This window comes from Achromobacter sp. ESBL13, from assembly GCF_036668755.1.
Taxonomy (GTDB): domain Bacteria; phylum Pseudomonadota; class Gammaproteobacteria; order Burkholderiales; family Burkholderiaceae_B; genus Achromobacter.
Genome location: NZ_JAZEVT010000008.1, coordinates 35,940 through 59,883, shown reverse-complemented (window position 1 = coordinate 59,883; position 23,944 = coordinate 35,940). Strand labels below are relative to the sequence as shown.

At 65.7% G+C, this 23,944-nt stretch carries 20 protein-coding genes; 10 read left to right on the top strand and 10 right to left on the bottom strand.

What is annotated here, in order from left to right:
• The first annotated feature begins 7 nt into the window (after positions 1-7).
• Complete coding sequence (locus V6F88_RS25585) at positions 8-1,483, top strand: inorganic phosphate transporter (RefSeq protein WP_332613110.1); 1,476 nt, start codon at positions 8-10, stop codon at positions 1,481-1,483.
• Positions 1,484-1,590: 107 nt separating this feature from the next.
• Positions 1,591-2,247 (top strand): DsbA family protein, encoded by a 657-nt coding sequence (locus V6F88_RS25580; protein WP_332613108.1) that lies wholly within the window; start codon positions 1,591-1,593, stop codon positions 2,245-2,247.
• A 4-nt stretch (positions 2,248-2,251) separates the two neighbouring features.
• Here the strand turns inward: V6F88_RS25580 and V6F88_RS25575 are convergent, their stop codons facing one another.
• The 3 genes from V6F88_RS25575 to V6F88_RS25565 all read right to left on the bottom strand — a co-directional run bounded on the left by V6F88_RS25575 (position 2,252) and on the right by V6F88_RS25565 (position 4,195).
• Entirely contained in the window at positions 2,252-2,866 is a 615-nt protein-coding gene (locus V6F88_RS25575; RefSeq protein ID WP_332613106.1) for a glutathione S-transferase family protein, read from the bottom strand.
• A gap of 70 nt (positions 2,867-2,936) precedes the next feature.
• A complete protein-coding gene (locus V6F88_RS25570) occupies positions 2,937-3,251 on the bottom strand; it encodes a chaperone modulator CbpM (protein ID WP_046804377.1) in 315 nt (104 codons plus the stop codon).
• Between the two features lie 2 nt (positions 3,252-3,253).
• Positions 3,254-4,195, bottom strand: coding sequence for a DnaJ C-terminal domain-containing protein (locus V6F88_RS25565; RefSeq protein ID WP_332613327.1), 942 nt, complete (start codon positions 4,193-4,195; stop codon positions 3,254-3,256).
• A gap of 222 nt (positions 4,196-4,417) precedes the next feature.
• On the opposite strand from V6F88_RS25565, the gene V6F88_RS25560 reads away from it, so the two are divergent.
• The 6 genes from V6F88_RS25560 (at position 4,418) to fabI (ending at position 11,476) form a co-directional block, all read left to right on the top strand.
• Positions 4,418-4,747 carry a DHCW motif cupin fold protein gene (locus V6F88_RS25560; protein WP_046804375.1) on the top strand — a complete coding sequence of 110 codons (330 nt, stop codon included), beginning with the start codon at positions 4,418-4,420 and terminating at the stop codon, positions 4,745-4,747.
• A 157-nt stretch (positions 4,748-4,904) separates the two neighbouring features.
• Positions 4,905-5,540 carry a glutathione transferase gene (yfcF, locus tag V6F88_RS25555; RefSeq protein ID WP_332613103.1) on the top strand — a complete coding sequence of 212 codons (636 nt, stop codon included), beginning with the start codon at positions 4,905-4,907 and terminating at the stop codon, positions 5,538-5,540.
• Between the two features lie 262 nt (positions 5,541-5,802).
• Positions 5,803-8,430 (top strand): DUF3141 domain-containing protein, encoded by a 2,628-nt coding sequence (locus V6F88_RS25550; RefSeq protein ID WP_332613102.1) that lies wholly within the window; start codon positions 5,803-5,805, stop codon positions 8,428-8,430.
• The gene (locus V6F88_RS25545; protein ID WP_332613100.1) at positions 8,427-9,371 is read left to right on the top strand and encodes a phosphate acetyltransferase; all 945 of its coding nucleotides are present in this window, start codon (positions 8,427-8,429) and stop codon (positions 9,369-9,371) included. The genes V6F88_RS25550 and V6F88_RS25545 overlap by 4 nt, the downstream gene beginning before the upstream one ends.
• A gap of 93 nt (positions 9,372-9,464) precedes the next feature.
• On the top strand, positions 9,465-10,658 hold the full coding sequence (locus V6F88_RS25540; RefSeq protein WP_332613098.1) for an acetate/propionate family kinase: 1,194 nt from the start codon (positions 9,465-9,467) through the stop codon (positions 10,656-10,658).
• Between the two features lie 11 nt (positions 10,659-10,669).
• A complete protein-coding gene (gene fabI / locus V6F88_RS25535) occupies positions 10,670-11,476 on the top strand; it encodes an enoyl-ACP reductase FabI (RefSeq protein ID WP_332613097.1) in 807 nt (268 codons plus the stop codon).
• A 2-nt stretch (positions 11,477-11,478) separates the two neighbouring features.
• Here the strand turns inward: fabI and V6F88_RS25530 are convergent, their stop codons facing one another.
• The gene (locus tag V6F88_RS25530; protein WP_332613096.1) at positions 11,479-13,170 is read right to left on the bottom strand and encodes a SulP family inorganic anion transporter; all 1,692 of its coding nucleotides are present in this window, start codon (positions 13,168-13,170) and stop codon (positions 11,479-11,481) included.
• Between the two features lie 341 nt (positions 13,171-13,511).
• Here V6F88_RS25530 and V6F88_RS25525 point away from each other — a divergent pair, with 341 nt between their 5' ends.
• Complete coding sequence (locus V6F88_RS25525; RefSeq protein WP_332613095.1) at positions 13,512-14,495, top strand: Bug family tripartite tricarboxylate transporter substrate binding protein; 984 nt, start codon at positions 13,512-13,514, stop codon at positions 14,493-14,495.
• A gap of 103 nt (positions 14,496-14,598) precedes the next feature.
• Here the strand turns inward: V6F88_RS25525 and V6F88_RS25520 are convergent, their stop codons facing one another.
• The 3 genes from V6F88_RS25520 to tkt all read right to left on the bottom strand — a co-directional run bounded on the left by V6F88_RS25520 (position 14,599) and on the right by tkt (position 18,950).
• Positions 14,599-15,795: a phosphoglycerate kinase gene (locus V6F88_RS25520; RefSeq protein ID WP_332613093.1), complete on the bottom strand. Its 1,197-nt coding sequence runs from the start codon at positions 15,793-15,795 to the stop codon at positions 14,599-14,601.
• Positions 15,796-15,888: 93 nt separating this feature from the next.
• Positions 15,889-16,899, bottom strand: a complete 1,011-nt coding sequence (gap, locus tag V6F88_RS25515) for a type I glyceraldehyde-3-phosphate dehydrogenase (RefSeq protein WP_046804368.1) — start codon at positions 16,897-16,899, stop codon at positions 15,889-15,891.
• Positions 16,900-16,913: 14 nt separating this feature from the next.
• Positions 16,914-18,950, bottom strand: a complete 2,037-nt coding sequence (tkt, locus tag V6F88_RS25510; protein WP_332613090.1) for a transketolase — start codon at positions 18,948-18,950, stop codon at positions 16,914-16,916.
• A gap of 217 nt (positions 18,951-19,167) precedes the next feature.
• Here tkt and V6F88_RS25505 point away from each other — a divergent pair, with 217 nt between their 5' ends.
• Complete coding sequence (locus tag V6F88_RS25505; RefSeq protein ID WP_332613088.1) at positions 19,168-19,899, top strand: 16S rRNA (uracil(1498)-N(3))-methyltransferase; 732 nt, start codon at positions 19,168-19,170, stop codon at positions 19,897-19,899.
• A 55-nt stretch (positions 19,900-19,954) separates the two neighbouring features.
• Here V6F88_RS25505 and V6F88_RS25500 read toward each other — a convergent pair whose 3' ends face one another.
• Genes V6F88_RS25500 through V6F88_RS25490 form a run of 3 tightly spaced genes read right to left on the bottom strand, consistent with a single transcriptional unit; the run spans position 19,955 to position 23,917 of the window.
• Positions 19,955-20,422, bottom strand: a complete 468-nt coding sequence (locus V6F88_RS25500; protein WP_046804365.1) for a barstar family protein — start codon at positions 20,420-20,422, stop codon at positions 19,955-19,957.
• Positions 20,419-21,648: a patatin-like phospholipase family protein gene (locus V6F88_RS25495; RefSeq protein WP_442880397.1), complete on the bottom strand. Its 1,230-nt coding sequence runs from the start codon at positions 21,646-21,648 to the stop codon at positions 20,419-20,421. Before V6F88_RS25495 ends, V6F88_RS25500 begins: the two co-directional genes overlap by 4 nt.
• A complete protein-coding gene (locus tag V6F88_RS25490) occupies positions 21,629-23,917 on the bottom strand; it encodes an NADP-dependent malic enzyme (RefSeq protein ID WP_332613086.1) in 2,289 nt (762 codons plus the stop codon). The genes V6F88_RS25495 and V6F88_RS25490 overlap by 20 nt, the downstream gene beginning before the upstream one ends.
• Positions 23,918-23,944 lie beyond the last annotated feature (27 nt).

Below are 23,944 nucleotides of genomic sequence, written 5' to 3'. Positions count from 1 at the left end.
CGCCTCCATGTTCGACCTCTTCCACGGCCTTGATCTCTGGGTCGGCCTCAGTCTTGTGCTGGCCCTGACATTCGTCCTGGCCTTCGAATTCATCAATGGTTTCCACGACACGGCGAACGCCGTGGCCACGGTCATCTACACCAAGGCCATGCCGCCGCATCTGGCGGTCGTGTTGTCCGGTATCTTCAATTTCCTGGGCGTATTGCTGGGCGGCGTGGGCGTCGCCTACGCCATCGTGCACCTGCTGCCCGTGGAATTGCTGATCAACGTGGACACCGGCCGCGGGCTGGTCATGGTGTTTGCCATGCTGGCCGCCGCCATCGCCTGGAACCTGGGCACCTGGTACTTCGGCATCCCCGCTTCCAGCTCGCACACGCTGATCGGCTCGATTCTTGGCGTGGGCCTGGCCAACGCCCTGATCACCGACCTGCCGCTGGGCGAAGGGGTCAACTGGGGCAAGGCCATCGACATCGGCATGTCGCTGGTGGCCTCGCCGATAGCCGGATTCATCGTCGCGGGCGGCTTGCTGTTGCTGCTCAAGCGCTGGCTACCCACGTCCAAGATGCACAAGACGCCCGAACAGCGCCGCGCCATCGACAACAAAAAGCACCCGCCGTTCTGGAACCGGCTGGTGCTGGTGCTGTCCGCCATGGGCGTGAGCTTTGTGCACGGGTCCAACGACGGGCAGAAAGGCATCGGGCTGATCATGCTGGTGCTGATCGGCATCGTGCCGGCCAATTTCGTGCTGGATACGACCAGCACCACCTACCAGATCGAACGCACCCGCGACGCCGCAAACCACCTGAACGTGTTCTACCAGCGCAACGAAGCCATGCTGGGCGACTTCCTGGCGCTGAAGCGGTCGGCAGGCACGACCGAGCTGCCGAGCAACTTCCGCTGCGACCCCGAACTGACCGTGCCGACCATCGCCGCGCTGCAAACGGACCTGGCCGGTGTCGCCAATTACGCCGACCTGTCGGCCGACAAGCGCATCGACGTGCGCCGCTACCTGCTTTGCCTGGACGACACCGCCAAGAAGGTGGCACGCATCGAAGGGCTGCCGGCCCGCGAACGCGCCGACCTGCAACGCCTGCGCGCCGACCTGACCGCCACCACCGAATACGCGCCCTTCTGGGTGATCGTGGCGGTGGCCCTGGCGCTGGGCGCGGGCACCATGGTCGGCTGGCGCCGCGTGGTGCTGACGGTGGGCGAAAAGATCGGCAAGCAGGGCATGACCTACGCGCAGGGCATGTCCGCGCAGGTGACGGCGGTGGCCGCCATCGGGCTGGCCAACGTGTTCAGCCTGCCGGTATCGACCACTCACGTCCTGTCCTCGGGCGTGGCCGGCACCATGATCGCCAACAAGAGCGGCCTGCAAGGCAACACGGTGCGCAACATCCTGCTGGCCTGGGTGCTGACGCTGCCCGCCTCGATGGCACTGGCGGCCGCCCTGTTCTGGATCGGCGTGCAGTTCACCGGCTGACCGGATGACATCTTTGCCGGCCGTGCGGGCAATCTGCACGGCCGATGCAACACTCTGGCGATCACGTCAGGCTTTTTCCGCAGGCAGCCCGCGTCTACCATCACGCCATGGCTACCCCGACCCCCACCCTGCATTACATCTTTGACCCGCTTTGCGGCTGGTGCTACGGCGCCGCGCCGCTGGTGGACGCCGGCCGCGATATCGCCGGCCTGCATGTGGCGCCGCACGGCGGCGGCATGATGGCCGGCGGCAACCGCCAGCCCGTCACCGACGCGCTACGCCGCTATGTCATGCCGCACGACGAACGCATCGCCGGCCTGACCGGCCAGGTCTTCGGCAAGGACTATTTCGACGGCCTGCTGCGCGACAGCGGCGCGGTGTTTGACTCCGAGCCCCCCACCACCGCCATCCTCGCCGCCGAACAGCTGGACGGGCGCGGGCTGGACCTGCTCAAGCGCTTGCAGCACGCCCACTACGTAGAGGGCCGCCGCATTGCGGACCCGGCCGTGCTGGCCGCCCTGGCGCGCGACATCGGGTTGGACGGCGCAGCGTTCGACGCCGCCTACGGTGCGTCGCAAGGCGCGGACACGGCAGCGCACATCGCTGCCAGCCGGCAACTGCTTGCCCGGGTAGGCGGCAGCGGCTTCCCCACGTTTGCGCTGGAAGTCGGCGGCGTTTACACGCTGCTGGAACCCGCTCGCTACCTGGGCCGCCCCGCCCAATGGCAGGCCGACCTGCGCCAACGCATTCAAGCGGCGGGCTGAGCTTTCAGGACTCTTCGATGTCGCCGTCGCGCTGCAAGGCCCGGTGCATGGCCGGGCGCGCGGCCAGGCGTTCGATGTAGCCGTTGAACACGTCGGACTCGGCAATCACGTTCACCTGCATCATGTATTGCAGCGAACCGCCCAGCACGATGTCCACGGCCGAAAACGCGTCGCCCAGGAAATAGGGCCGGGCTTGCAACACGCGGGTCAGAACCTGTTCGACTTCGTCGGCCGACCCCCACCCCGGCGCGCCGTCATGATGCGGCTGCTTGAATGCGCGCTCGACCATGGCCGGCTCGAACACCCCGGTGGAATACGCCAGCCAGGTCAGGTACGGGCCCCGCTTGGCGTCGCCGATACGCGGTCCCATCCCTTTTTCGGGGAACAGGTCCGTCAGGTACAGCGCGATGGCAGGGGTTTCAAAGATGGGCACACCGTCGTGCACCAGGGCCGGCACCTTGCGGTGCGGATGAATGTCGATGTAGTCGGCGGGCATGTGCCCGGCGCTGTCGGTGCCGCGTATGGACACCATTTCGGTGTCGTACGGCACACCCAGTTCTTCAAGCAGCCACAGAACCCGGAACGAGCGCGAACGCGGCGCATGGTAGAGCGTAAGCATGGTCGGCCTCCTTGGGACACCGACCATTTTGCCTGGGCTTGCGCACGGGCGAAAGACGCCAGATTCCGGATTACTCCGCCGCGCCCAAGGCGCGCAATTGCGCTTTCAGCCGCCGCACTTCCTGGCTCAGGTCCAGGATGAGGGCCACGGCGTCCAGGCTGGCGCCGAAATCGTGTTCGAGCTTGCGAGCATGCAGCGCGCGCTGCAAGTCCATGCTGTAGAAGCACCATTGCTCGGGCTGGCGGCCATCGGCGTTGACGATGCCGACCTCGACCAATTGGGCTACCCATTCCACTTCCGCGTTGCAGGCGCGCGCCAGGTCGTGCGCGCTGAGCGGCTGCGACTTACCCACGACGGTGGCGCTGGTGATGACAACTTTGTTCATGGTCAAACCCCCATGTGGCGTCGCGGGTTGAACGGCGCATCCTGTTGCAGCTTGCGATAGGCCGCCTTGGCCGCCTCGCTATCGGCGGGCGGCAACACCAGGTCCAGCACCAGATACAGGTCGCCCGGTGGGTCGCCGGGAATGCCGCGGCCGCGCAGGCGCAGCTTGCGGCCATTGCCGGACCCCGCCGGAATAGAAACTTCGACCGTACCACCGGGCGTGGGCGCGTTCACCTTTGCGCCCAGCGCGGCCTCCCAGGGGGCCACCGGCAGGGTCATGTAAAGATCACGGCCATCGGCGCGATAGCGCGAGTTCGGCTTGAAGCGCACCTCCAGATACAGGTCGCCGTTTTCGCCACCGCCGTAACCCGGCATGCCCTGCCCCGACAGGCGGATGTACTGGCCTTCGCGTACGCCGGCGGGAATGCGCACGCTGAGGGTGCGCGTCTTCATCCGCGGGCGTCCCTGCTCGTCCATTTCCATGGATCGCAGGCTGATGTCGCGCGTGGCGCCCTTGAGCGCGTCTTCCAGGTCCACTTCGATGGCGGCGTGATGGTCGTCCCCGCGCGCGCGAAACTCCTGTTGGCGCGCGCCGCCGCGTTGCCCACGGCCGCCGAACAACGACGAAAAGAAGTCGCTGAACTGCGCTTCGTCGCCGGGTGCCGCGCCTCGGTGGAATTCGAAACCTTCGTCCCATCCGGGCGGGGGCTGAAAGCCGCCGTCGGGCGACACGCCGGCCGCCAGGTTGTCATAGGCCAGCCGCTTTTCCTGGTCGCGCAAGACGTCATAGGCTTCGTTCACGTCGCGCATGCGGGTCTCGGCGTCGCTTTCCTTGCTGACGTCGGGATGGTATTTGCGGGCGAGTTTACGGTATGCGCGCCGGATCTCGTCTTCCGACGCGCCGCGCTCCACCCCGAGAATGCTGTAGTAGTCCTTGAACTCCATATGCCAGCTCACCTTAAGGGTTTCGGCCGCCGCGGGCTGTGCCGTATCCGGCCTGGGATATCAACAAGATAGGGGTTGCGGTCCGATTTATCAATGCGCAATATCAGACCAAGTCGCGGATGCGGCCTGTCACCCGAGTGGCGTAGTATTTGTTTTTTACCGGTGTTGTTACCGGTGTTTTGCCGGTGGCACGCCACCGCCCTACCCCACGCAGGATCCACGATGAAGATGAGCAACATCCCCTTCGGCACCACGGATTGGTCCGAAGTCGAACGCACCGAACACGCCGGCGACACGGGCATGGCCTACTGGCGCACCCGCCAGTTTGGCGACGTGCGCGTGCGCATGGTGGAATACACGGCGGGCTACCTGGCCGACCACTGGTGCACCAAGGGACACATCCTTTTCTGTCTGGAAGGCGAACTGCACACTGAACTGGAAGACGGCCGCCAGTTCGTGCTGACGCCCGGCATGAGCTACCAGGTGGCCGACCAGGCCGAGCCGCACCGTTCGTCCACCACCACGGGCGCCAAGCTCTTCATCGTGGACTGATACCGCCGCGCAACGCTGCGATGCCACGGGGACGCAGTGACGCGGCCACGCGACACGCAAAATTGCAGTTGCGTTACGCTTTGCAAATCATGCGGCACATCGCCGCGTGTCCATGCATTGCCACCCCGCCAGACCCTCGCCTGACCGGAGACTAGATTTGGGCGCCCCGATTACGCTTTACGTAGATTCCCAGTTCCTTAGCCCCTACGCCATGTCGGTGTACGTGGCGCTGACCGAAAAGCAATTGCCTTTCGAAGTGCGCCCCATTGACCTGAGCGCCGGCGAGCAACGGATGCAGCCCTACCAATGCCGGGCGCTGACCGCCCGCGTGCCCGCGCTGACACACGACGATTTCAACCTGACGGAATCCAGCGTCATCGCCGAATACCTGGAAGAAGTTTTTCCGGCGCCCAAACACGCGGCGCTATATCCGTCGGGCATGCGTGAACGCGCCCGCGCCCGCCAGTTGCAGGCCTGGTTGCGCAGCGACCTGGCCGCCCTGCGCCAGGAACGCCCGACCGAAACCGTGTTCTACGGCACGCCCGGGCAGCCCTTGTCGGACCCTGCGCACGCGGCCTCGGCCAAACTGATCCAGGTGGCCAGCTATCTGATCGGCGTGGGCCAGACCACGCTGTTCGACGACTGGTGCATTGCCGACCTGGACTTGGCCGTGATGCTCAAGCGCCTGGCGCTGGATGATTTGCCCGATCCATTGCGCGCCTACGCCGATGCGCAGTGGCAACGCCCCTCCGTCCAGAAATGGCTGGAGCACAACGCCGCCGCGCGCGACTAAGCGCCTGTCCGGGCCACGACGCCGTGGCACCAGGCACTGCACTACCGTCTTGCAAGCGGCGCTGCCACCCACCGGGGTGCGGCAGCGCTGTCGGACGCGTCTGATAAACCCGGGACGCGCCGCGCTTTTTTGAGGGCCACCGCCCAACTTATGTTGCGGCGCAGCATTCGTTGCGGTGTAATGGGGAGGTCAACTTGGCCGGTTCCACTCGGGGCCGGCCCGGCGGCACGTCGCCGCCGGAAGCAACTTACAGGAGATCGCCATGGCCGATTCCGGCAACGATCGCGTCCCCGCCCCGCCCATGAACCCCTGGACGGCCGCCTACGAATACGCCCTGGATGCCTGGCAACGCGGCGTGCTCTACGCCGACGTGCTGCGCCAGCGCGGCAACCAGTACCACGAACACATGGCCAAGCGCGCGCCCAACGTGCTTAGCATGGAGTCAGAGTTCGTGCTGGATGGCCGCGAGCTGCCTCGCCCCGTCAACTACGGGCTGCTGCGCATCAAGCCGCCCGAAGGCGTGGAAACCGACCCGATCAAGCGCCCCTTCCTGGTGGTTGACCCGCGTGCCGGACACGGCCCGGGCATCGGCGGCTTCAAGCCCGAAAGCGAAATCGGCGTGGCGATACGTGCCGGCCACCCCTGCTACTTCGCCACCTTCCTGCCCCAGCCCATGCCGGAGCAGACCGTCGAAGACGTGATGATGGCCGAAGCGCGCTTCCTGGAAGAAATCATCGCGCTGCATCCCGATGCGGAAGGCAAGCCCGTGGTGGTGGCCAACTGCCAGGCCGGCTGGCAGATCATGATGACCGCCGCCATACGCCCCGAACTGTTCGGCCCGATCATCGTGGCCGGCGCCCCGTTGTCGTACTGGGCGGGCTGGCGCGGGATGAATCCCATGCGCTATTCCGGCGGTTTGCTGGGTGGCAGTTGGCTGACGGCAATGACCAGCGACCTGGGCAACGGCAAGTTCGACGGCGCGTGGCTGGTGCAGAACTTCGAAAACCTGAATCCCGCCAACACCCTCTGGTCCAAGCAATACAACCTGTATTCCAAGGTGGACACCGAGGCCGAGCGCTACCTGAGCTTTGAAAAATGGTGGGGCGGCCACGTCTTCTTGAATGGCCCCGAAATCCAGTACATCGTGGACAACCTGTTCGTGGGCAACCGCCTGGCCACGGCCGGCCTGGTGACCTCGGACGGTATCCGTATCGACCTGCGCAATATCCGTTCACCCATCGTGGTGTTCTGCTCGAAGGGCGACAACATCACGCCCCCGCCGCAGGCGCTGGGCTGGATCCCCGACCTGTACCAAAACGAAGCCGAAGTGCTGGCGCATGGCCAGACCATCGTCTATGCCGTGCACGAAAGCATCGGCCACCTGGGCATCTTCGTGTCGGGCAGCGTGGCCCGCAAGGAACACCAGGAGTTCACGTCGAACATCGACATGATCGACGTGTTGCCGCCGGGGATCTACCAGGCGGAAATTGCCGACAAGACGCCCGACACGCCCAACGCCGACCTGGCGTTCGGCAACTACGTGCTGTCGTTCGAGCAGCGCACGCTGGACGATGTGCGCGCCATTGTTGACCGCAAGGAAGAGGACGATCGGCGCTTTGCCGCCGTGGCCCGCATTTCGGACATCAACCTGGGCATGTACCGCAGCTTCGTGCAACCGTGGCTGCGCGCCATGGTCACGCCGCAGTCGGCCGAATGGGCACAGCGCCTGCACCCCCTGCGCTTGCCCTACGAGCTGATTTCGGATCGCAATCCGGCCATCGCGCCCATTGCAAAGGTGGCTGAACAGGTGCGCGCGCATCGTCAGCCGGTGTCCGAGACCAACCCCTTCCTGATGGCGCAGGAAATGTTCTCGAACTGGGTCGAAACCAGCCTGAACATCTGGCAGGAAATGCGCGACTCGGCGGACGAGCGCACGTTCATGGGCGTGTACGGATCGCCGCTGGTGCAGGACCTGGCCGGACTGGGCGCGCGTTCCGGCCCGCCGCGCAAGCATCCGGGCGTGTCGCCCGAGCACCGCCGCTTCATGGAAGAACGCACGGCGGATCTGCGTTCGCTGTTGCAGGAAGGCGGCCTGCGCGTGGCCGCGATCCGCATGCTGCTGTACGTGTCCGGCGCGGAAGGTGGCCTGGACGAGCGCAGCTTTGCGCTGATCCGCAAAGTGCGCGCCGAGTCCGACAACGCCATGACGCTACAGGAATTCAAGGACACCATTCGTGACCAGGCCCTGATCCTGACGCTGGATTCCGACGCCGCCATCCAGGCCATGCCGCGCCTGCTGGACAAGTCATCCGCCGCCGCGATACGCGACGCGCTGACCACCATGAAGCGCGTGCTGGAAGCGGCTGAACCGCTGAGCCCGGCTGCGCGCGAAAGCCTGACGGAAATGGAGCGCATCTTCGAAGCCGCCGAACGCCGCGCCCAAAAGCGCGAGCAGGCCAACGCGCCCGCGCAGCTGACGCTGGCTCCGTCGCCGGCCGCGCCTTCGTTGACCCTGATCGACGCGGCTGCCCAGGTACCGGCCAAGACCGCCAAGCCACACCCGGCAGCCGCCAAATCGGCGGAGGACTCCGTGGCAAAGTCGGCACCGAAGTCGGCTTCGACCCCGGCTTCGACCCCGGCTTCGAAATCCGCTGCGAAGTCCGCTGCGAAGTCCGCTGCGAAGTCTGCTGCCAAGTCCGCTTCAAAGCCCGCTGCCAAGTCCGCTGCCGAATCGGCTTCAAAGCCCGCTGCCAAGTCCGCTGCCAAGTCGGCATCAAAGCCCGCCGCCAAGTCCGCTGCCAAGTCGGCTTCAAAGCCCGCCGGCAAGTCCGCGTCCAAGTCCGCCGGCAACGCCGCCGCCGGTCAACCCTCCAAGGCCAAGCGCGCATGACACTGCCGACCTCGACGCATTACGACACGCTGATCGCCCGCGCCCAGACGCTGGAGCCCGCCTTCTGCGCCATCGCCCACCCTTGCGACGAACCCTCTTTGTCCGCCGCCCTGGAGGCGCGTGACCTGGGCCTGCTGCACCCCATCCTGGTCGGGCCCGAAAAGAAGATCCGCGATACCGCCGCCCAGTTCAAGCTGAACCTGGGCGACGCCCGTATCGTGGACGCGCCGCATAGCCACGCCGCCGCCGAAACCGCCGTGGCGCTGGTGCGCAACGGCGAGGCCACGCTGCTGATGAAGGGCAGCCTGCACACCGACGAGCTCATGCACGAAGTCGTTGCGCGCACGACGGGACTGCGCAGCGGCCGGCGCATCAGCCATGTGTTCATCATGGAAGTGCCCACCTATGCCGGCCCGCTGTTCATCACGGACGCGGCCATCAATATTTTTCCCGATCTGGAAACCAAGGCCGACATCATCCGCAACGTGATCGACCTGCATCACGGGCTGGGCCTGGGCGAACCGCGCGTAGCCATTCTGTCGGCGGTGGAGCAGGTCACGCCCAATATCCCCAGCACCATCGAAGCGGCGGCCTTGTGCAAGATGGCCGACCGGGGGCAGATCTCGGGCGGCCTGCTTGACGGCCCCCTGGCCCTGGACAACGCCATCAGCCCCGAGGCGGCGCGCATCAAGGGCATCCGATCGCCCGTGGCGGGCGTGGCGCAGGTGCTGGTCGTGCCTGACCTGGAAGCGGGCAACATGCTGGCCAAGAACCTGACGTTCCTGGCCAACGCCGAAGCGGCGGGCATCGTGCTGGGCGCACGCGTACCCATCATCCTGACCAGCCGTGCCGACAGTCCGCGTTCGCGGCTGGCCTCGTGCGCGGTGGCGGCCATCTACGCGCACCACCTGAGCCAGCTGGCGGCCCGCCCGCTGGTCTGACTCGCGCCTATTGCCGCACGTATTGCCGCACGTATTGCCGCACCCATCGCCGCGCCTCTCGCCGCGCCCCTACTGCCACCGGAACCCAGAGCCATGAGTGACACCCGCGACACCATCCTCGTCATCAACGCCGGCAGTTCCAGCATCAAGTTCTACCTGTACGACATCGATGGCAACGAGCAACTTGCGCCGCGCCTGGGCGGGCAGCTTGAGGGCATCGGCACGTCGCACCCCAAGCTGCGCGTGCGTGACGCGGCGGGCCAGACGCTGGTCGAACGCGCCATCGCGCCCGGCCACGCGCCCGACGTGCCCAACGCCCAGGAAGTCGTGGGCACGTGGCTTAGCGGGCACCTGGGCGGCACGCCGCTGGCGGTGGGCCATCGGGTGGTGCATGGCGGGCCCGACCTGTCCGAACCCGTGCTGATCGACGACAGCGTGCTGGCCAGGCTGGACACGTTCACCCCGCTGGCTCCGCTGCATCAGCCCAACAACCTGGCTCCCATCCGCGTCATCCGCGAGCGCCGGCCGTGGATCCCGCAGGTGGCGTGCTTCGACACGGCATTCCATCGCAGCCATTCCGACGTGGCCGACCGCTACGCGCTGCCCGAATCGCTGTACCAGGAAGGCGTGCGCCGCTACGGCTTTCACGGCCTGTCCTACGAATACATCGCGCAGCGCTTGAAGCAGGCGCTGCCCGACCTGGCGATGGGCAAGATCATTGCCGCGCACCTGGGGTCGGGCGTGTCCGCCTGCGCCATGCAGGAAGGCAAAAGCGTGGACAGCACCATGGGCTTCACGGCGCTGGAAGGCTTGCCCATGGGCACGCGCCCGGGCCGCCTGGATGCCGGAGTCGTGCTGTGGATGATGGAACGCGGCATGGACCACGACCAGATCGAACACCTGCTTTATCACGACTGCGGCATGAAGGGCCTGTCCGGCATCAGCAACGACATGCGTGAATTGCTGGCTAGCGACGCGCCCTCGGCCCAACTGGCGCTGAAGTACTTTGCGTGGCGCGTCGCCGAAGGCATGATCGGCATGGGCTGCGCCATGAACGGTATCGACGGCATCGTCTTTACCGCCGGCGTGGGCGAGAACTCGCCCCAGATCCGCCAGATGATCGCGGACCACTGGGGCTGGCTGGGCATCAAGCTGGACCCCGAGCGCAACGCCCATCAAGGCCCGCGCATTTCCACCGACGACAGCCGTATCGGCGTCTATGTCGTGCGCACGAACGAAGAGCTGATCATCGCGCAGCACACACTGGCCCTGGTGCGCCAACGATGAAGGCGCCAACGATGAACTCCCCCGCCCCCGGCCCCGCCAACTCCGCTAGCGCGACGCTGCCCCTGGCCGGCAAGCGCGGCCTGGTCACCGGCATCGCCAACGCGGATTCCATCGCCTGGGGCTGCGCCAAGGCGTTTCGCGCCATGGGCGCCGAACTGGCCGTGACCTATCTGAACGATAAGGCGCTGCCCCACGTCGAGCCGCTTGCGCGCCAGGTCGATGCGCCATTGCTGATGCCGCTTAACCTGCTGAACGAGGGCGAACTGGAAGCCGTGTTCGACCGCATCACGGCCGAATGGGGGCAGCTGGATTTCGTGCTGCATTCCATTGCGTTCGCCCCGCGCGCCGACTTGCACGGCCGCGTTACCGACTGCTCGCGCGCAGGCTTCCTGCAAGCGATGGACGTGTCGTGCTGGTCGTTCATCCGCATGGCGAAACTGGCCGAACCGTTGATGAAAAAAGGCGGCGCGCTGTTCTGCATGAGCTACTACGGCTCGCAGATGGTCGTCGAACATTACAACATGATGGGGCCGGTCAAGGCCGCGCTGGAATCCGCCACACGCTACCTGGCGGCCGAGCTTGGCCCGCAGGGCATCCGCGTGCACGCGATCTCGCCGGGGCCATTGAAAACGCGTGCGGCCTCGGGCATAGCCGAATTCGATGCCCTGCTGGACCGCGCGCAATCCAAGGCGCCCGCGCGCAGCCTGGTGTCCATTGACGACGTGGGCGAAGCCACCGCCTGGCTGGCCACCGACGCCGCGCGCCTGATGACGGGCCAGACGCTGTACATCGACGGCGGCTATCACATCATCGATTAGGCTCAGGCCAAGGTGACCGGCGGCGCCTGGCGCCAGCGCTCGATGGCTTCGACCGCCTGTTCGGGGGTGCCAAAGATCTTGTCGCGGCCAATCTTCTTGACCAGCCCCGAACGCTCAAGCGCCATGCGGAACTGGCCATGCCCGCCCGCCACCAACAAGGTGATGTTGCGGGCGTCCAGTTCGCGCTTAAGTTCGTAAAGCGCTTCGACTGCATCGGCGTCCGCCTGCGTCATGGCCTCGGCATCCAGTACGAACCACTGCGTGTCGCCCGCCGCCTGCGCAATGACGTCGCGCGCGCGGCGCCGAAACGCATCGGCGTTGAAAAACCAGATCGACGATTCAAACAGCCAGATGACCGTGCCGGGCACGGGATGCGCATCCGGATTCAAATGCAGCTTGCCCAGCACGGACTCGCCGGGCAGCCGGCCCAGCAGCGCATCGCGCGGGTTGCCCGACACGTACATCGCGTACAGCAGCGTTGCGCCTACCGACACCGCCACGCCTTGCAAGACGCCAAATCCCACCACGCCCACGGCGGCCAGGATGCCAAACGCCAGTTCAATGCGAGAAATTCGCGCCAGCCGCATAAAGGCCGTGACGTCGAACAGGCTGGCGGCCGCCAGCAACAAAATGGCCGACAGCACCGCCTGGGGCAACCAGAACAAAGGCGCGCTCAGCAAGCCCACCACGATGGCCAACGCCAACGCCGCGCTGACGCTGACCAGCGGCGACGAGCCGCCGGCCACCAACCCCACCGCCGTGCGCGAATCCGCCCCCGTCACGACAAAACCCTGGAACAAACCGGCCGCCACATTGGCCGCGCCAAAGCCGACCAGCTCGCGGTTGGGATCCACATGCTCGCCCGTGCGCGCCGCAAAGCTGCGCGCGGTGACGATGCCGCTGGAAAAGCTGACCACCAGCACGCCCGCCGCGCCCAACAGAATGCTGTCGACGCCTTCCAGCCGAACGGGCAGGCTGATGCCCGGCAAGCCGGCAGGCACTTCGCCCACCACCGCTATGCCCAAACCGGGAAAATCGAACAGCCACGACAACAGGCAGCCCCCCACCACCAGCAGGATCGGCCCCGGCCAGGTCGGCCGCCAGCGCTTGAAAGCCACCAGCAGCAGGCAGGACGCCAGCCCCAGGCAGAGAGTGGGAATCCGGATTTCCTGAACACGGTGCGATAGCTCAAGAAACGGGTGCACCAGCCCGCTGTTGCGCAGCCCCACCCCGGTCAGCCCGCTCAGTTGCGACAGCCCCAGCGTGATCGCCACGCCCGCCATGTAGCCGATCAGCACGGGGCGCGACAGCAGGTTGGCCAGGACGCCCAGCCGCAGCACGCGCGCGATCAGGCAGCCCACGCCCACGGTCAATGCAATGCCGGTGGCGGCCACCAGCCGGTCCTCGGGGGAGGTCAGCGCCATCCCGGTCAAGGTGGCGGCGATCAACGTGCAGGTGGCCGTGTCCGGCCCCACGATCAGCGTGCGCGACGAGCCGAACAACGCGTAGCCCAGCATGCCCGCAATGGCGGCCCACAGGCCAGCCACGGGTGGCACGCCCATCATCGCCGCGTAGGCCAGGCCCACCGGCAGGCCGACGGCGGCCACGCTCAAGCCCGCCATGATGTCGCGTCGCGCCGACTCCCGCGTCATGCCGCGAAAATTATTCAGGCCGGGAAAGAAACGTAGGTTCATGGTGCTGCAAACGACCTGATCGAAGAGAGCGCGCGACAACACGCATAGACCGCAAAGGCTACACCAAGCCCACGACGCGGAACCGGCTTCAGATCAAGCGGCGGCGAAATCCGGCAGGCTTTTTCGCCGCCTTCAGAAAGACAAGCCAAAGACCGGAGAGGCCGTCACATTCCCAAAGGGAATGAAGATCGTTGCGTTTTTCTCTCTTTTATCGAAAAGCGGGATTGCGTAGAGTCCTGCGCATAAGAAAAGCGGCGCCACGCCGCGCCATTGCACACCGACACGGCCTACCGCCCTTGCCTGCCCGGCGCGGACCCAAGGCCGGCATTTCAGGAGACTCCATGTCCTTGCCCTTCCTGCGGCGCGTCAGCCGCGCCCTGGTCCTGGCCGCGCTTGCCGCCGGCATCGCCCCCGCTGTCCACGCCCAGACTTACCCCGAACGCCCCATCAAGCTGGTGGTGCCCTGGCCCCCGGGCGGCGCCACCGATTCCCTGGCGCGCCTGCTGGCGCAGCGCCTGACCGATCGCCTGGGCCAGACGGTGATCGTGGACAACAAGGCGGGCGCGGGCGGCAATATCGGCACGGCGTCGTTCGTGCGCGAAAAGGCCGACGGCTACACGCTGCTGATGGCTACCAGTTCGACCAACGCGGCAAACCCCCATCTGTATTCCCGCCTGGGCTTCGATGCGTCCAAGGACTTTGCGCCTGTGGCGTTCGTGGCCGAGATCCCCAACATTCTTGAAGTGCCCAAGCAGTCGCCCTTCAAATCGTTGGCCGACCTGATCGCCGGCGCGAAGGCCGAGCCCGGCAAGCTGAACTATGGTTCGGGCGGCGTGGGGTCTTCGCAGCATCTGGCGGGTGCGATGTTCAAGCACCTGACCGGCGCCGACGTGCTGCACATTCCGTACAAGGGCAGTGGCCCCGCCGTGTCGGATCTGCTGGCTGGGCAGGTCGACATGATGCTGGACACCGGCTCGCTGGCACAGGTTCAGGCGGGCGCGTTGCGCGCGCTGGCCGTGGCGTCGCACCAGCGCTTGCCGGCGCTGCCGAACGTGCCCACATTCGAGGAAGCGGGTGTGCCCAAGATGTATGCATCCGCCTGGTACGGCATCGTTGCCCCCGTCGGAACGCCGCCCGACGTGGTGCAGCGCCTGAACCGGGAAGTGAACGCCGTGGTGGCCGATGCGCAAGTCAAGCAGCGCATGGAAAGCATGGGCGCGCTGGTGCCCGCCGGCCAGACGCCCGAGCAGTTCAGCGCCTTCATCCAGTCCGAAATCGCGCGATACGCGGACATTGTGAAGATCTCGGGCGCCAAGATGGAATAACGGCGACCTGGCGCGCAGACGAAAAAAAACGCCCCGCAAGGGGCGTTGTTGCATGCGGCCGCGCGCGGCAGCCGCCGCGACGCGGGCGCCACCGCACCGCCGCTTACTTCGCGGCGCGCGCTTCCAGCACGGCCACGGCGGGCAGCGTCTTGCCTTCCAGGAACTCCAGGAACGCGCCACCACCCGTCGAGATATAGCCAACCTGCTCGCCGATGCCGTACTTGGCGATGGCAGCCAGCGTGTCACCGCCGCCGGCGATGGAAAAACCATCCGATTCCGCGATCGCGCGCGCCACCACTTCGGTGCCGTTGGCGAACTGGTCGAATTCGAACACGCCCACCGGGCCGTTCCAGACGATGGTGCCGGCCTTCTTCAGGATCTCGGCCAGCTGCGCCGCGGTCTGCGGGCCGATGTCCAGGATCATGTCGTCTTCGGCTACGTCCGTGGCCGCCTTGACGGTGGCTTCGGCATCCGCGCCGAATGCCTTGGCGCACACCACGTCCACCGGAATCGGCACGGCCGCGCCGCGCTGCTTCATCATGTCGATCACGGCGCGCGCCTGCTCGACCTGGTCGGGTTCCGCCAGCGACTTGCCGATGGGCAAACCGGCGGCCAACAGGAACGTGTTGGCGATACCGCCGCCCACGACCAACTGGTCAACCTTGTCGGCCAGCGATTGCAGGATGGACAGCTTGGTGGACACCTTCGAGCCGCCCACGATGGCGACCAGGGGGCGCTTGGGTTCGTGCAGCGCACGTCCCAGGGCGTCAAGCTCGGCTTCCAGCAAGGGACCGGCGCAGGCCACGGGCGCAAAGCGCGCGATGCCGTGCGTGGTGGCTTCGGCGCGGTGGGCCGTGCCGAACGCGTCGTTGACATACACGTCGCACAGCGCGGCCATCTTCTTGGCCAGCGCTTCGTCATCTTTCTTTTCGCCGACGTTCACGCGGCAGTTTTCCAGCAGCACGACCTGGCCGTGATCGACCTGGACGCCATCGACCCAGTCGCGCACCAACTGCACGGGCATGCCCAGGAGTTCGGACAGGCGCTGGCCAACCTTGGCCAGCGAATCGGCGTCGGTCAGCACGCCTTCTTTCGGGCGGCCCAGGTGGGACGTAACCATTACGGCAGCGCCGGCGTCCAGCGCCAGGCGGATGCCGGGCACGGAGGCGCGGATGCGCGTGTCTTCGGAAATGCGGCCGGCGTCGTCGAACGGCACGTTCAAGTCGGCGCGGATGAACACACGCTTGCCGGACAGGGCGCCGGACTTGGCCAGCGCGGACAGGGTATTGACCTTGGACATATTTGCTTTCCTACGATAGGCGAACAAAGGGGACGAACCCATTTTCCGCATTGGCGGAAAACAAATCCGTCCCCTATGGACTGACCGTGTTGCTTACTTGGCCGACATCAGCGCGACGGTGGTGTCGAGCATGCGGTTCGAGAAGCCCCACTCGTTGTCGTACCAGGACGAGACCTTGACCAGGCGACCCGAGACCTTGGTCAGCGACGCGTCAACGGTGCTGGAGGCCGGGTTGTGGTTGTAGTCCACCGAAACCAGGGGCTCGGTGTTGTAGTCCAGGATGCCCTTGAGCTCGCCTTCCGACGCGGCCTTCAGGATGCTGTTGACTTCTTCGGCGGTCGTGTCGCGGCTGGCCACGAACGACAGGTCGACCAGCGACACGTTGATGGTCGGGACGCGGATGGCGTAGCCGTCCAGCTTGCCGTTCAGTTCCGGCAGCACCAGGCCCACGGCAGCGGCAGCGCCGGTCTTCGTGGGGATCATGCTCATCGTGGCCGAACGCGCGCGGCGCAGATCTTCGTGGTAGACGTCGGTCAGGACCTGGTCGTTGGTGTAGGCGTGAACGGTCGTCATCAGGCCGTTTTCCAGGCCCAGCTTGTCGTTCAGCGGCTTGACCAGCGGGGCCAGGCAGTTGGTGGTGCACGATGCGTTCGAGATGACCGTGTCGGTCGACTTGAGCACGCCGTGGTTCACGCCGAACACGATGGTGGCGTCCACATCCTTGCCGCCCGGGGCCGAGATGATGACTTTCTTGGCGCCGCCCTTGATGTGCGCGCCGGCCTTTTCCTTAGTCGTGAAGAAGCCCGTGCATTCCAGCACGACGTCAACCTTCAGGTCGCCCCAGGGCAGTTCAGCCGGGTTGCGGTTGGCCAGCACGCGGATCTTGTCACCGTTGACGACCATGAAGTCGCCGTCGACTTCGACGGTGCCCGGGAACTTGCCGTGGGCGGTGTCGTAGCGCGTCAGGTGCGCGTTCGTCTTGGGATCGCCCAGATCGTTGATGGCGACGATTTCGATATCGTGCTTCTTGCCACCTTCGTAGTGGGCACGCAGGATGTTGCGGCCGATGCGACCGTAACCGTTGATGGCGACGCGAATAGTCATACTAAGCTCCTTTTTTACAAAACCTGTTTGACGGTCTCGGCCACCTTGTCGGCGGTCAGCCCGAAGAACTTGAACAATGCGCCGGCCGGGGCGGATTCACCGTAGCGGTCGATACCAACCACGGCGCCTTCCAGGCCCACGTACTTGTGCCAGAACGCGGTCACGCCGGCTTCCACGGCCACGCGCGGCAGACCCTTGGGCAGCACGGATTGCTTCCAGGCGGCGTCCTGCTTGTCGAACACGTCGGTGCTGGGCATGGAAACCACGCGCACGGCGATGCCTTCCTTGGCCAGTTGGGCTTGCGCGTCCAGTGCAATGGCCACTTCCGAGCCGGTGGCGATGATGACGGCGCGGGCGCCTTCGGCATCGCGCAGCACATAGCCGCCGCGCGCAATGGCGTCCACGGTGGCGGCATCGCGCGGCACGAACGGCAGGTTCTGGCGCGACAGCAGCAGCGCGGTCGGGCCGCCGTCATGCACGTCCATGCCGATGCTGGTCGGGCGCGTCACGGCGGCGTTCCAGGCCACGGCGGTTTCAGCCGTATCGCAGGGGCGCCACAAAGACAGGTTGGGGATCAGGCGCAGGCTGGCGGCGTGCTCGATGGATTGGTGGGTCGGGCCGTCTTCGCCCAGGCCGATCGAATCGTGCGTGAACACGTGCACCACGCGCTGCTTCATCAACGCGGCCATGCGGATGGCGTTGCGCGAGTAGTCCGAGAACGTCAGGAACGTGCCGCCGAACGGCAGGTAGCCGCCGTGCAGGGCCACGCCGTTCATGATGGCGGCCATGCCGAATTCGCGCACGCCGTAGTTGATGTGGCGGCCGAACTGAATGCCCTTGTCGCCGGCGCGAACGGCGCCCACGCCCTTCCAGTCGGTGAAGTTGGAACCGGTCAGGTCGGCGGAACCGCCCAGCATTTCGGGCAGCAACGGGGCCAGCGCGGCGATCGCGAACTGCGAGGCCTTGCGGGTGGCGACGGTTTCGGCCTTTTCCAGGGTCGAGGCCAGGAAAGCCTTGAACTGGTCGGCGTAGCCCTGGGGCATTTCGCCCTTCATGCGGCGCGTGAATTCAGCGGCTTCGGCGGGGAATGCGGCGCGGTAGGCGTCAAACGCGGCTTGCCATTCGGCTTGGGCGGCAGCGCCCGACTTGCGGCCATCCCAGCCGTCGTAAACGTCTTGCGGAATCTGGAAGGGTTCCGACGACCAGCCCAGCGCGGCGCGCGTGGCGGCGATTTCATCCTTGCCCAGCGGCGCGCCGTGCACGTTGTGCGTGCCGGCCATGTTGGGCGAACCCTTGCCGATGACGGTGCGGCAGACCACCAGCGTGGGCTTTTCCGACTGCGAACGCGCGGCCTTGATGGCGGCGTCCACGGCGGCGACGTCGTGGCCGTCTACGCCACGGATCACGTTCCAGCCGTAGCCTTCGAAACGCTTGGCGGTGTCGTCGGCAAACCAGTGTTCGACGTGGCCGTCGATGGAGATGCCGTTATCGTCATACAGCACCACCAGCTTGGACAGCTTGAGCGTGCCGGCCAGCGAGCAGACCTCGTGCGAGATGCCTTCCATCAGGCAGCCGTCGCCCGTGAAGGCGTAGGTGTGGTGGTCGACGATGGTGTGGCCGGGCTTGTTGAATTCAGCGGCCAGCAGCGCTTCGGCCAGCGCCATGCCCACGGCGTTGCCCAGGCCCTGGCCCAACGGGCCGGTGGTCGTTTCCACGCCCGGGGTGATGCCCACTTCGGGGTGACCCGGCGTCTTGGAATGCAGCTGGCGGAAATTCTTGAGTTCGTCGATCGACAGGTCGTAACCCGTCAGATGCAACAGCGCGTAGATCAGCATCGAGCCGTGGCCGTTGGACAGCACGAAGCGGTCGCGGTTGGCCCAGGCGGGGTCCTTCGGGTTGTGGCGCAGGTTGCCCGTCCACAAGGCCTGGGCGATTTCCGCCATGCCCATGGGAGCACCCGGATGCCCGGAGTTCGCTTGTTGCACAGCATCCATCGCGAGGGCGCGGATGGCATCCGCCAAGGCAAGTTTAGGGGCGGTCGGATTGCTCATTCGGAAGGCTCTTTGAAGCTGGCGCGCCTACGGGAAATATAGGGGCCAGTTGAGTGGGTTGCGAAGCAGACGATTTTAGCATCAGGGGATTTCCCTCACGCCATCGCCCTTAAGCGCGATGTAAACAAGCGTGTCCTCGGGAATCAAAGTGGTAGGCTACGCGCTCGAATAATCCGATTGCCCGCGCCCTCGTAGCCGCCCTCTTCGCCCGAACCTCATGTCCGCCCCCCGCTTTTTCTGCGACATCGCCCTTTCCGCCGGTACCCGCATCGCCTTGCCCGACGCCCTGGCGCACCACGCGCTGCGCGTGCTGCGCTTGAAAGCGGGCGAAACCGTTGTGCTGTTCAATGGCCAGGGCGGCGAATACCCGGCCGTGCTTGAAGTCGAGGGCAAGGCGGGCTACGCCACGCTAGGCGACTTCAACCCGCGCGAAGCCGAGCTTGCCGGGCGCGTCACGCTTGTGCAGGGCTTGCCTTCCGGCGACAAGATGGACTGGGTGGTGGAAAAAGCGGTTGAGCTGGGCGCCGCCCGCGTCAGCCCGATTGCCGCGCAACGCAGCGTGTTGCAGTTATCGGGCCCTCGGCTGGACAAGCGCGTGGCGCATTGGCAGCGCATTGCGCAATCGGCCGGCGAACAATGCGGCCGTAACCGCCTGATGGCGGTGGATGCGCCGCAAAGCCTGGCTGATTGGCTGGCCCAGCCGGCGGACGGCCTGCGGCTGCTGTGTCACCCGGAAGCCAGCGACGATCTGGCCGGCAAGCTGCGCGCCACGCCCGGCTTGCAAGCGTTGACGTTGCTTGTGGGCCCCGAAGGGGGGTGGTCGGACAAGGAACTGGAACTAGCCCGCCAGGCCGGCGTGCAGGCCGTGCGCTTTGGTCCCCGCGTGCTGCGTACCGAAACGGCCGGGCTGGCGTTGCTGGCGGCAGTCAGCGCGTTGATGGGCTGGTAGCGCAAGGATGCGCGGTTAATTGTCCGCGCCCGCAGATAATCGTTTTCGGCCGCGGTTAATCGTTTTCGCCATAGGGCGCTGCGGCGATGCCGGGTTCCGGGTCGGGGTGGCGCCCCGCGTGTTCGATGACGAACGCAAAGATGCGGCCATTTTCACGCGCAAAGTCGGCAGCGTCCGAACACACGGTTTCAATTTTGGCGGCGTCTTCTTCCAGAACCGGATCGCCGGAGTGCAGGCGGTACAGCCACAACACCACGCCCGTCTTGTGGTCCAGGACCGTGTCGCACAGGCAGTCGTACAGCGCATCGAGGTTGCCGCCGAAGTACTCGGGGAAATCCACCGCCTTGACGATGGCGCGAAGCACCGCGGAACGGCTGCGGGCGGGGTCGCAGTTGGCAACGAACAAGGACAGGCCAAGCTCGTGCGAGGCGTCAACGACGGCCTTCTTGTCCAGCCCCTCATGAGGCAGCGCTCCCCCGCGCAGAAGCTGCTTCTGCAACGTAGATTGGCCATTGCGCGTCATGCCTGAGCCTCCTTGAAAAAGGCGATCACTTCTTCGTTACGCTGCATCGTATCGGCATAACCCAGTTCGATCAATCGCTTGGTGTAGCTGGATTCGAACAGCAGATACGACATCAGCGCACCGCCACCAGGACGGCCTGGGTCGGACGATACACCGAGTACGCGGAAAAGAGCACGGGCTTGCGCCGGCATGTCCTGCAAGTGCTCAAGCGCCATCGTGTCCAGCGACTGGCTGGGGGTGATGGTCAGCACCTGGATGCGGCGCACGTTGATCTGCGCGCCGTCCGGCGATGCGTGGTCCATCAGGTAGTTGATGCGTTCCAGGCGCTCGACGTCCACCGACAACCCATCCAGGAAGATGCTGGACAACGCATGCCCGCCTACCTGCGCCAGCGAAGGATACGGTGGGGAATCTTCGCGGTTCTCGGGATGGGTATCATCACGAAACCCCGTGCCGATCACCAGCACGCGATGGGCGCCCAGGTGGATTGCCGGGCTGATCGGCGCCAGTTGTCGCATGGAGCCGTCGCCGCACCACTCGCCCTTGCCGTGCACCGGCACCTGCCGCGCCGGAAAGACGAACGGGATGGACGACGAGGCCATCAGGTGGTCGATGCCGATAGGCGTGGGTATGGCCAGCCGCAAGTAGCGATGCCACGGTTCGATGGGCGTGTGCGCCTGGTAGAACGTCAGGTGCTCGCCGCTGGTGTAGCCCGACGCCGTGATCGCCAGCGCCGACAGCGACCCGCGCTCCAGGTTGCCGCGCAGGTGGTCGAAGTTCAGCACGCGGCCCAGCAGCGCTTCCATGGGGCTGTTGTCCAGCAGCGACTGCGGCCGCTTGCGCGTCAGCCCCGAATACATCCAGCCCAGCGCCAGCAACCCCAGCCAACGCACGCCCGTGCGAATCAGGCCGGGCGCGTCGGCGCGGTAAATCATGTCGGTGTTCAGCGACGACCACAACCGGCGGATGCGGCGCACACCCAGGTGCGGGCGGTCGGCGCGGCACGCCAGCGCGGCGGCGTTGATGGCCCCGGCCGAGGTGCCGCAGATGATGTCGAAGGGATTCTGAAAGCGCGAATGCCAGTCGGGGTCCAGCAAGTCCATGATGGCGCTCAGCACGCCCACCTGGTACGCGGCCCGCGCGCCCCCACCCGTCAGGACCAGACCGGTCGGCGTGCGCGGGCACGCCGGACCGGCGGGACTCACTTCAACGTGGCGTGTTGACATCGACCACAGTCATCGCGGTCATGTTCACAATGCGGCGCACGGTCGAGCTTGAGGTCAGGATGTGCACCGGCGCGTTGCAGCCCAGCAGGAACGGGCCAACCGCCACGTTGCCGCCCGCCGCCGTCTTGAGCAGGTTGTAGGCAATGTTGCCGGAATCCACGTTCGGGCACACCAGCAGGTTGGCTTCGCCCTTGAGCGTGGACGACGGCAGGATGCGCATGCGCAGCGCTTCGTCCAAGGCGCAATCGCCGTGCATTTCGCCGTCGATTTCCAGCTCGGGTTCTTTTTCGCGCACGATTTCAAGCGCGCGACGCATCTTGGCGCCCGACGCGGAACTACCCGATCCGAAATTCGACCGCGACAGCAGCGCCACCTTGGGCGCCAGGTACATGCGGCGCATTTCGTTGGCGGCCGCGATGGTGAATTCGGCGATCTGCTCGGCCGTGGGCTCGTCGTTGACGTGCGTGTCCACCAGCACCACCGTACGCTCGTTAAGCAGCAGGATGTTCATGGCCGCGTACACGTTGTGGCCCGGACGGCGGCCGATCACTTCGTCCACAAATCGCAGGTGGTCATGGTACGCGCCCACAGAACCGCAGACCATGCCGTCGGCATCGCCCAGGTGCACCATCATCGCGCCGATCAAGGTCATGCGGCGGCGCATTTCCACGCGCGCCATTTCCTTGGTGATGCCACGTCGGCACATGCGTTCCCAGTACGTCGTCCAGTACTGATGGAAGCGTTCGTCGTATTCGGGGTTGGTGACTTCAACGTCTTCACCCAGGCGCAGGCGCAGACCCAGCTTTTCGATGCGGGTCAGCAGCACGGACGGGCGTCCCACCAGAATGGGACGCGCCAGGCCTTCGTCCACCACGACCTGCACCGCGCGCAGCACGCGTTCGTCTTCACCTTCAGCGAACACGATGCGCGCCGGGCCGCCTTCGCGCACGATGCGCTTGGCGGCCGAGAACAGCGGCTTCATGAATGCGCCCGAGTGGTACACGAACTGCTGCAACTGTTCTTCGTAGGCTTCCAGGTCGGCCAGCGGACGCGTGGCCACGCCGCCTTCCATGGCCGCCTTGGCCACCGCCGGCGCGATGCGCACGATCAAACGCGGGTCGAACGGCTTGGGGATCAGGTATTCCGGGCCGAAAGAGATATCGAACGTGCCGTAGGCCGCGGCCACGACTTCGTTCTGTTCTTCCTGAGCCAGTTGGGCAATGGCGTAGACCGCCGCCTTTTCCATTTCACGCGTGATGGTGGTGGCGCCCACGTCCAGCGCGCCCCGGAAAATGTACGGGAAGCACAGAACGTTGTTGACCTGGTTCGGGTAGTCGGAACGGCCGGTAGCCATGACGACGTCATCGCGAACGGAATGCGCCAGTTCCGGCAAGATTTCCGGGGTGGGGTTGGCCAGCGCCAGAATCAGCGGGCGCGTGCCCATGGCCGCGACCATCTCGGGCTTGAGCACGCCGCCGGCGGACAGGCCCAGGAACACATCGGCGTCCTGAATCACTTCGGCCAGCTTGCGGGCATCGGTCTTTTGCGCGAAACGCGCCTTGTCCGGGTCCATGAGTTCGACACGGCCTTCGTAGACCACGCCTTCGATGTCGGTGACCCAGATGTTTTCCAGCGGCAGGCCCAGGTCCACCATCAAATCCAGGCACGCCAGGGCGGCGGCGCCCGCGCCCGAGGTCACGACCTTGACCTTCTTGATGTCCTTGCCCACGACCTTCAAGCCGTTGATGAACGCGGCCGATACCGTGATGGCGGTGCCGTGCTGGTCGTCGTGGAAAACGGGGATCTTCATGCGTTCGCGCAGCTTGCGCTCGACGGTGAAGCACTCCGGCGCCTTGATGTCTTCCAGATTGATGCCGCCGAAAGTAGCTTCCAGCCCGGCAATGATCTCGACCAGCTTGTCCGGATCGGTTTCGTTGATTTCGATGTCGAACACATCCAGGCCGGCAAACTTCTTGAACAGCACCGCCTTGCCTTCCATGACGGGCTTGGACGCCAGCGCGCCGATGTTGCCCAGGCCCAGCACGGCCGTGCCGTTGGTGATCACGCCCACCAGGTTGCCGCGCGCGGTGTAGCGAAACACATTGGCCGGATCGGCCACGATTTCTTCACAGGCCGCCGCCACGCCGGGCGAATACGCCAACGCCAGGTCGCGTTGGTTGGTCAGCTGCTTGGTCGGGGTGACCGAGATTTTTCCGGGGCGACCGTGCTCGTGATATTCAAGGGCGGCTTTGCGAAGGTTGGCATCCATAGGGCGGCTACTGGCGATAAGTGAAAC